This window comes from uncultured Phyllobacterium sp. (assembly GCF_902479695.1).
Taxonomy (GTDB): domain Bacteria; phylum Pseudomonadota; class Alphaproteobacteria; order Rhizobiales; family Rhizobiaceae; genus Phyllobacterium; species Phyllobacterium calauticae.
Genome location: NZ_CABSQF010000050.1, coordinates 25,363 through 33,014, shown reverse-complemented (window position 1 = coordinate 33,014; position 7,652 = coordinate 25,363). Strand labels below are relative to the sequence as shown.

General features: G+C 61.1%; 8 protein-coding genes and 1 tRNA gene. 4 read left to right on the top strand and 5 right to left on the bottom strand.

Annotated elements, in window-relative coordinates; translation table 11 throughout:
- Positions 1 to 598 (bottom strand): NAD(P)-dependent oxidoreductase (locus RDL77_RS21480; RefSeq protein ID WP_288194639.1); only part of this gene is annotated, 598 nt, incomplete at its 3' end.
- Positions 599 to 800: 202 nt separating this feature from the next.
- On the opposite strand from RDL77_RS21480, the gene RDL77_RS21475 reads away from it, so the two are divergent.
- A complete protein-coding gene (locus RDL77_RS21475) occupies positions 801 to 1,988 on the top strand; it encodes an alpha-hydroxy acid oxidase (RefSeq protein WP_223613636.1) in 1,188 nt (395 codons plus the stop codon).
- Positions 1,989 to 2,044: 56 nt separating this feature from the next.
- Here RDL77_RS21475 and RDL77_RS21470 read toward each other — a convergent pair.
- Positions 2,045 to 2,119: transfer RNA gene (locus RDL77_RS21470), tRNA-Glu, on the bottom strand.
- 87 nt (positions 2,120 to 2,206) lie between these two features.
- Positions 2,207 to 2,608: a fimbrial protein gene (locus RDL77_RS21465; protein ID WP_288194638.1), complete on the bottom strand. Its 402-nt coding sequence runs from the start codon at positions 2,606 to 2,608 to the stop codon at positions 2,207 to 2,209.
- A gap of 2 nt (positions 2,609 to 2,610) precedes the next feature.
- On the opposite strand from RDL77_RS21465, the gene RDL77_RS21460 reads away from it, so the two are divergent.
- Entirely contained in the window at positions 2,611 to 3,669 is a 1,059-nt protein-coding gene (locus RDL77_RS21460; RefSeq protein WP_288194637.1) for an RluA family pseudouridine synthase, read from the top strand.
- A 258-nt stretch (positions 3,670 to 3,927) separates the two neighbouring features.
- Positions 3,928 to 4,839, top strand: coding sequence for an RNA polymerase sigma factor RpoH (gene rpoH, locus RDL77_RS21455; RefSeq protein ID WP_223613638.1), 912 nt, complete (start codon positions 3,928 to 3,930; stop codon positions 4,837 to 4,839).
- 76 nt (positions 4,840 to 4,915) lie between these two features.
- On the opposite strand, the gene RDL77_RS21450 is transcribed toward rpoH, so the two are convergent.
- The gene (locus RDL77_RS21450) at positions 4,916 to 5,305 is read right to left on the bottom strand and encodes a VOC family protein (protein WP_288194636.1); all 390 of its coding nucleotides are present in this window, start codon (positions 5,303 to 5,305) and stop codon (positions 4,916 to 4,918) included.
- A 100-nt stretch (positions 5,306 to 5,405) separates the two neighbouring features.
- Here RDL77_RS21450 and RDL77_RS21445 point away from each other — a divergent pair, with 100 nt between their 5' ends.
- Positions 5,406 to 5,900, top strand: a complete 495-nt coding sequence (locus tag RDL77_RS21445; RefSeq protein ID WP_288194635.1) for a GNAT family N-acetyltransferase — start codon at positions 5,406 to 5,408, stop codon at positions 5,898 to 5,900.
- 54 nt (positions 5,901 to 5,954) lie between these two features.
- Here RDL77_RS21445 and RDL77_RS21440 read toward each other — a convergent pair whose 3' ends face one another.
- Positions 5,955 to 7,637, bottom strand: a complete 1,683-nt coding sequence (locus tag RDL77_RS21440) for a hypothetical protein (protein WP_308526418.1) — start codon at positions 7,635 to 7,637, stop codon at positions 5,955 to 5,957.
- Between the last annotated feature and the right edge of the window lie 15 nt (positions 7,638 to 7,652).

The following is a 7,652-nucleotide window of genomic DNA, read 5'->3' as shown; positions in this document are numbered from 1 at the left end:
GCGCGGCACTGTCGCGGGCGAGCTCGACGAGATTGTCGTAATAGGCATAGGGCGCGTCAACCTTCCTGCTGCGGGTGTGGTAGGCGACGTCGCATCCGAACGCGAGAAGCTTCTTGGCGATGACGCTGCCGATACGCCCGAGCCCGACAAGGCCGACGCGCTTGCCTTCGATACCCAGCGCCAGCGGTGCGCTTTCGCCCCTGGCCCAGCGTCCCTCGCGCACAAACCGATCGTTCTTGACCAGATCGCGCGTCGCGGCGAGCAGCAGCAGCAGCGCCATGTTGGCCGTGTCTTCATTCAGCACATCGGGCGTATTGGCAACCCGGATTCCCCTGGTATTGGCATAGGCGACATCCAGCGAGTCCGTTCCGACACCGAAGGACGAAATGATCTCCACCTGTGGCAACAGGTCGATCATATCGGCGGTGATGCCGGTAAACGTGCTGGTCACCGCAGCGCGAAAACGCCCGGCATTCTCCTGCAGGAATTTCAGCGCATCCTTTTCCGCGTAGAGTTTCTCCACCGCATATCGTTTCTCCAGCTCCGCCAGCAGATAAGGCATGAGAGGGCCGAGCACGAGAACCGGTTGTTTTGTCATGAATGGATATCCTTCGGAAAATAACGAGGCAGGAGCGCGATCATAGCCAAATCGCCGGGCTTATGCCAAACCCTCAATAAGAATTTACCTGTAAAGCAATTAATCGTATATGACTTTTTGGCACGTTCTGACAATTCTCGTGCTTGTCTTCCCAACCTTGCTATTGTCGAAAATCAAAAACAGAAACCTCCGGACGGAACCCATGCCCAAGACCGTTGAAATTGCCGATTTGAAGAGAATTGCCCAGCGCCGCGTGCCGAAAATGTTTTTCGACTATGCGGATTCCGGTGCCTGGACGGAAAGCACCTACCGCGCCAACGAGGAGGATTTCCGCAAGATCCAGCTGCGCCAGCGCGTGGCCGTCGATATGAGCGACCGGACACTGGAAAGCACCATGGCGGGCCAGGCCGTCTCCATGCCGGTTGCCCTCGCCCCGACCGGCCTGACCGGCATGCAGCATGCGGACGGCGAAATGCTGGCGGCTCAGGCGGCCGAGGAATTCGGCGTGCCGTTCACCCTGTCGACCATGAGCATCTGTTCCATCGAGGACGTCGCCTCGGTAACGAAGAAGCCATTCTGGTTCCAGCTCTATGTCATGCGCGACCGCGACTTCGTCAAAGATCTGATCGACCGTGCCAAGGCGGCCAGATGCTCCGCACTGGTGCTGACGCTCGATCTGCAGATTCTCGGCCAGCGCCACAAGGATGTGCGCAACGGACTGTCCGCCCCGCCGAAATTCACCGCCAAGCACATCTGGCAGATGGCCACCCGCCCGCAATGGTGCCTCGGCATGCTGAAGACCGAGCGCCGCACGTTCCGCAATATCGTCGGCCATGCCAAGGGTGTCGGCGATCTCTCTTCACTCGGCACGTGGACGGATGAACAGTTCGACCCGCGCCTGTCCTGGAACGATGTTGCCTGGATCAAGGAACGCTGGGGCGGCAAGCTCATCCTCAAGGGCATTCTCGATGTCGAGGATGCGCGCATGGCCGTCTCGACCGGCGCCGATGCCATTATCGTGTCGAATCACGGCGGCCGCCAGCTGGATGGCGCTCCCTCCTCGATCTCAGCGCTCGCCGATATCGTCGATGCGGTCGGCGACAAGATCGAAGTGCTGTTCGATGGCGGCATCCGCTCCGGTCAGGATGTGCTGAAGGCGCTCGCCATCGGCGCCAAGGGCACCTTCATCGGCCGCGCCTTCCTCTACGGGCTGGGTGCGGGCGGCAAGCAGGGCGTCACGCAAGCTCTGGAGATCATCCGCAACGAACTCGATGTCACCATGGCGCTGTGCGGCGAACGCGACGTCAAGAACCTCGACCGCAACAATCTCTACAAGAGCGGCCTTGAAACCAGGCCGCGCGCGGCCGCACCCAGGAAAAAGCGTGCCTGATACGATCAATGGCCGGTGCAAACCGGCCAGACATTCTTCTTCGTATTTCAGGTGAGTGGTACGCCCAAGGGGAATCGAACCCCTGTTTGCGCCGTGAGAGGGCGCCGTCCTGACCGCTAGACGATGGGCGCGCAGTCGATTGCGCGGGTATAATCAAGCAAATCGAAAAGTGCAATGACCATTTGCAACAGAATGGTCATTGCAGCGGTCTTCAATATCTAATTGGCCGCTTCCGAAATGCGCGCCACGACGCGTTTTGTCGCCACGTCATAGACGAGAATCTGCCGCGTGCCGTTTGCCAGCCGCGTTTCCAGCGACAGCATCGATCCGGAAAGATTGTGCGACAGCACGCGCGTGCCGGGATCAAGCGTGATGGCTTCACCCACCAGCGCATCGCCGATCGGCTGCCCCGACGCCTCGGAACGGACCGCTGCCGGCTTGGCCGCGCCACCCACCGGCTGGTTAATCTTGTAGACAATGGCCGCAAGCACCGCCATAAGACCAATCACCATGATGCCGATGGAAACAGCCAGAAGCCGGATCATCTTGCGGCGCACCCGTTCCATTGCTGGATCGAGCGGCTGCTCTTCCGTTTCCGTATCAGCATTGATATTGGCCATGTATGGCATTCTCCGAGGTTTCGAAACCAAGCCTCTGTAACGAAGGGACGCGGTCTTTGAAAGAGCTAATTACCGATAACGAGGCAACGGGCAAGCGACTTGACGCATGGCTCTCGGCGCAGCTGGCACCGGATCTGTCCCGCAACCGCATCCAGGCGCTCATCGGCGACGGGCAGGTCAGCGTCGACGGCAAGGTCGTGCGCGAGACGAAACACAAGCTGCGCGAAGGCGTCAGCATCACGGTGGAAATTCCCGAACCGGAAGATGCGACGCCCGCCGGCGAAGACATCGCGCTCGACATTCTCTACGAGGATGCCGACCTGATCGTCATCAACAAGCCCGCCGGTCTCGTGGTACATCCCGGCAACGGCAACTGGACCGGCACGCTGGTCAATGCGCTGATCCACCATTGCGGCGATACGCTGTCCGGCGTCGGCGGCGTCAAACGTCCGGGCATCGTGCACCGTCTCGACAAGGAAACCAGCGGCGTCATGGTCGTGGCCAAGAACGACCTCGCCCATCGCCACCTCAGCGCCCAGTTTGCCGATCACGGCCGCACCGGCGATCTGGAACGCGCCTATCTCGCGCTTGTCTGGGGCACGCCCGACCGCAAGACCGGCACCATCGACGCGCCGCTCGGCCGCTCGCACCGCGACCGCACCAAGCAGGCGGTCGTGCATGAGGAACGCGACGACGCCCGCCATGCCGTCACGCATTTCGACGTGCAGGAACGCTTCGGCGCCAAAGAGGATTCGACGGCGGTCGCCTCGCTGATCGAATGCCGCCTTGAAACCGGACGGACCCATCAGATCCGCGTGCACATGGCCCATATCGGCCACCCCCTGGTGGGCGACGTGGAATATGGCAGCGCCTACAAGACCAAGGCCAACAAGCTGGCCGAACCCCTGCAGAGCGTGGTCAAGGGCTTTTCACGGCAGGCGCTGCATGCGCAGGTGCTGGCATTCGAACACCCGTCCACCGGCGAGATCATGCGCTTTGAAGCGGATGTGCCGGAGGATATGGCCGAACTGCTGACCGCATTCCGGACAACTCCGCTTTAGGGATCCCCCGCAGAAAAAATCGAAAACACTTGCGGAACTTTATTTCATACCGTACGTTATAGAACGCAGGCGGAAATCTTGACTCTGTTGTTCACATTTATGTGACAAATTGTTTCGGTTCTTAATGCATCGTGTTTTTGACAAAATGCTACCTATATATGGATAGCACTGGTCCGGTCGTGCCGCGCAATGCGGGCGGCCGGTTGCTGCGAACCCGCCGATAATGGGGGTTCATCTCACAATGAGGAGGGGTGCTCAGTGGCCCAAAATCTTCCAAGTATTGTTGCCGGTGACGGGGGACTGACCCGTTATCTCGAAGAGATTCGCCGTTTTCCCATGCTCGAACCGCAGGAAGAGTACATGCTCGCCAAGCGGTATCTGGAGCATGCCGATCCGAAAGCGGCCCATAGACTCGTGACCAGCCATCTGCGGCTCGTCGCCAAGATTGCCATGGGTTATCGCGGCTACGGCCTGCCGATCGGCGAGGTCATTTCCGAAGGCAATGTCGGCCTGATGCAGGCGGTCAAGCGGTTTGAGCCGGAACGCGGCTTCCGTTTGGCGACCTATGCCATGTGGTGGATCAAGGCCTCGATCCAGGAATATGTCCTGCGCTCGTGGAGCCTGGTCAAGATGGGCACGACAGCCAACCAGAAGCGCCTGTTCTTCAACCTGCGCAAGGTGAAGAGCAAGATTCAGGCGCTGGACGACGGCGACCTCAACCCTGAACAGGTCAAGGAAATCGCCACCCGCCTTAGCGTGTCCGAGGACGAGGTCGTATCGATGAACCGCCGGCTGTCCGGCGATGCATCGCTGAACGCCCCGATCCGCTCTTCCGACGGCGAAGCCGGCGGTGACTGGCAGGACTGGCTGGTCGACGACCACGACAGCGCCGAAGACATGCTGATCGAACAGGACGAACTGGAGAACCGGCGCGAAATGCTCTCCGGTGCGATGTCATCGCTCAATGACCGCGAACGGCGCATTTTCCAGGCCCGCCGCCTGGCCGACGATCCAGTAACGCTTGAGGACCTGTCGACCGAGTTCGGCATCAGCCGCGAGCGCGTGCGTCAGATCGAAGTGCGTGCTTTCGAGAAGGTGCAGGATGCGGTGAAAGCAGCGGCCAGCAAACAATTGAAGGCGCTGGTTTCGACCGGTTCCGACGCGCGCTGACAAGCGCATCGCGAATGAGACAAAAGGCCCCGGATATACGGGGCCTTTTGCATTTTCAGCCCCTGCGCCGTCCGTCTCATCCGGCGTTGTAGCAGACGAAAGCCAGCTTGTTGCCGTCGGGATCGCGCGCATAAGCGCCGTAAAAACCCGCGCCGTAATGCGGCCTTCGCCCCGGCGCGCCCTCGTCGCTTCCGCCGTTCTGCATCGCCAGCGCATGGAGCTGGTCGACGATGCCGGCATTGTCGAACAGGAACGCGGTCATACTGCCATTGCCAACCGTTGCAGCCCCGCCGTCAAAAGGATAGCCGACGAAGAATCGCGGGCTGGACTCATCCGCGCGCTTGCCCCATGAAACCGACTGCTCATCGCGCCAGCATTGATCAAGATCCATTGCCGCCATGAGTGGATCATAGAAACGCAGGGATTTTTCCAGGTCATTCGTTCCGATCATCGTGTAGCCGATCATCCCCGTCTCCTCCAAATCCCCCTGCGGACCATGACAATATTGACAAAGACTTGCGCTAAAACCAGCCTGTAGGCAAACGAGTCACCACAGGCAGCTTTCCATGTTCACCTTAGAACCCGCCACCGTAGAAGATTTCGACCGGCTTCTGCAATTACGCCTTCGTTGCATGCGTGAAAGCCTGGAACGGATCGGACGGTTTGACGAGTGGCGCGCCTATGACCGCTTTCGCAATTCATACCGCCCGCATTATACAAGGCTCATCATGCGGCCCCAGGGGGAACTGGCCGGATGCGTGGCGATGGGACCGGCAGACGGAGATCTGCTGCTTGAGCATTTCTACATCGCGCCCGAGCAGCAGGGAAAAGGTCTGGGCAGCGCGGTTCTGCAGCGGCTGCTCGGCGAAGCCGACGCCGCCGACCTGCCGATCCGCCTGAGCGTGCTCCAGCAAAGCGACGCCGGACGCTTTTATGCCCGCCACGGTTTTACGCAGACGGGCGAGGACGAGTGGGATGTCTACTACCGGCGCCCGCCGCAAACAAGCGGGGAACCAGCCCGCGAGATTGGCGGGCAACCCATGGAAAAACAATTGCGATGAAAAAAGGCTCCGTTTCCACGGAGCCTTTTTCATCGGTCGTTGGGGCGCGACGGACTAGCCGCCTGCCTTGGCCGCCCATGCCTTCAGCACGTCGTCAAAGGCCTTCTCGCCCGGCAAGCCTTTTTCCAGCGTCAGCAGCGCACGGCGACCGGTCTTGTAGGCAATCGGGATATCGATCCACGACTGACGGCGCAGCAGAGCCATGTTGGTATCAACTGCGGTTTTCGCGTCATTCATCGCAATGATGAAGAAGTTGTCGGCAATCTTGGCCGGGATGCCGACGAGCGGGCTGCCGGGAGCCTGTTCGGTATCCTTCAGCGTCATGCGCGACACCGCATCGATGGACCCGCCGGGGAACCCTTCGGGAACCGTGAAGATCATTTCGACGAGATGGCTGGCCGGCAGCGTCTTGTCACCGTTGCGGCGGATGACCATGCGCAGCTTGATGCCACGGTCCGGGATAGTCACCTCAGCCCGGATTGCCGGTTCGGGCGGCAGGTCGTTGCCCGGCGATTCCTGCACCACGGACCAGACGACACCGCCCGCATCCGCCGTGCCGGCATCCTGTCCGGAACGTTCCTCATAGAAAAACGCCTTCTGGCCGATCGGCAGCGCCGCTGGCGGGGGCGTTGTCTGTCCGGCCGGAGGCGTCTGCTGTCCCTGCGCTGGCGGCTGTGTTGCAGGCTGCTGATCCGGCGTCGACGCGGCAACCGATGTGCCCTCGCCCAGCGACGGCGTGTCGTTGGCCGGGCCCGGATTGATTTCCTGTCCGTCCGGCAACAGCCGCTGCGTCAATTTCGGTTCGGGCTTTGCTTCGCCTGCCGGTGCCGTTGGCGCTGCAGGCTGTGCCGCAGGTTGCGCGGGCTGTTCTGTCTTCGCCGGCGGTGTTGCCGACTGGTTGCCGGCAGTCTCGGCCGGTTTCGCCGGGGCTTTGTCGCCGCCGCCTGTCAGGCTGGCAAGGTAGGTCTTGACCGATGCGGCCCGTGCAGCGATCTGGTCCTTGTAGGTCCAGCCGGCATAGGCACCGCCACCAATAAGGACGAGCAGGCCGAGAAGGCTGACCAGGGGAACCAGCGAACGCTTCTGTTTCGGCTGCTTCAGCGGTCCGCGCGAGTAAACGCCATAGTCCGTGGGCCCGCGGTCCTCCGGTTTCAGTTCCGGCTCGTCGTCAAGCTCCTCTTCCGGTCCACGTCCGGATTTCAGCTTGCCGGCCATACCGGAAAAAGATCCGGCAAGGGGGCGCTCATCCGATCGTTCATTGTGGAACCCGTCCTCCCGATGCTCGATCGGCTTGGCGCCGCTCGGCGTGTGGGTCGTCAGGAAATCCTCAAGCGCATCGGACTGGGCGATGGGCTTGGTAAAGGATGGCGCAGGCACGACCGGAGGCGTTGCGACGGGTGCCGGCTTTGCCGGTATCGCCGCAGCAGGCTCCGGCTTTGCCACAACCGGTGCCGGGGCGACCGGCGGTGGTGGCGGCGGAACAGGGGCCGCAACGGGAACCGGGTCCCGGACATGCGTCAGATCGTCGAGAGCAGGCGCGAAATCCGACTCGACTTCGGTGATCGCATCTTCCAGCGCCTGTTTCTGGCGAACGGCGACAGCTTCCGGCGCATTCAGCGTCGCAAGCTTTTGCTCAATCGTTGCGCGAGCCTTTGCATACACACGTTGACGGAGCTCGGGCTTTGGGTCCGCGAGCCCGTCAATTGTCTTTCTCAATACTGCAACGAAATCAGCCATTCACCCAAACCTATG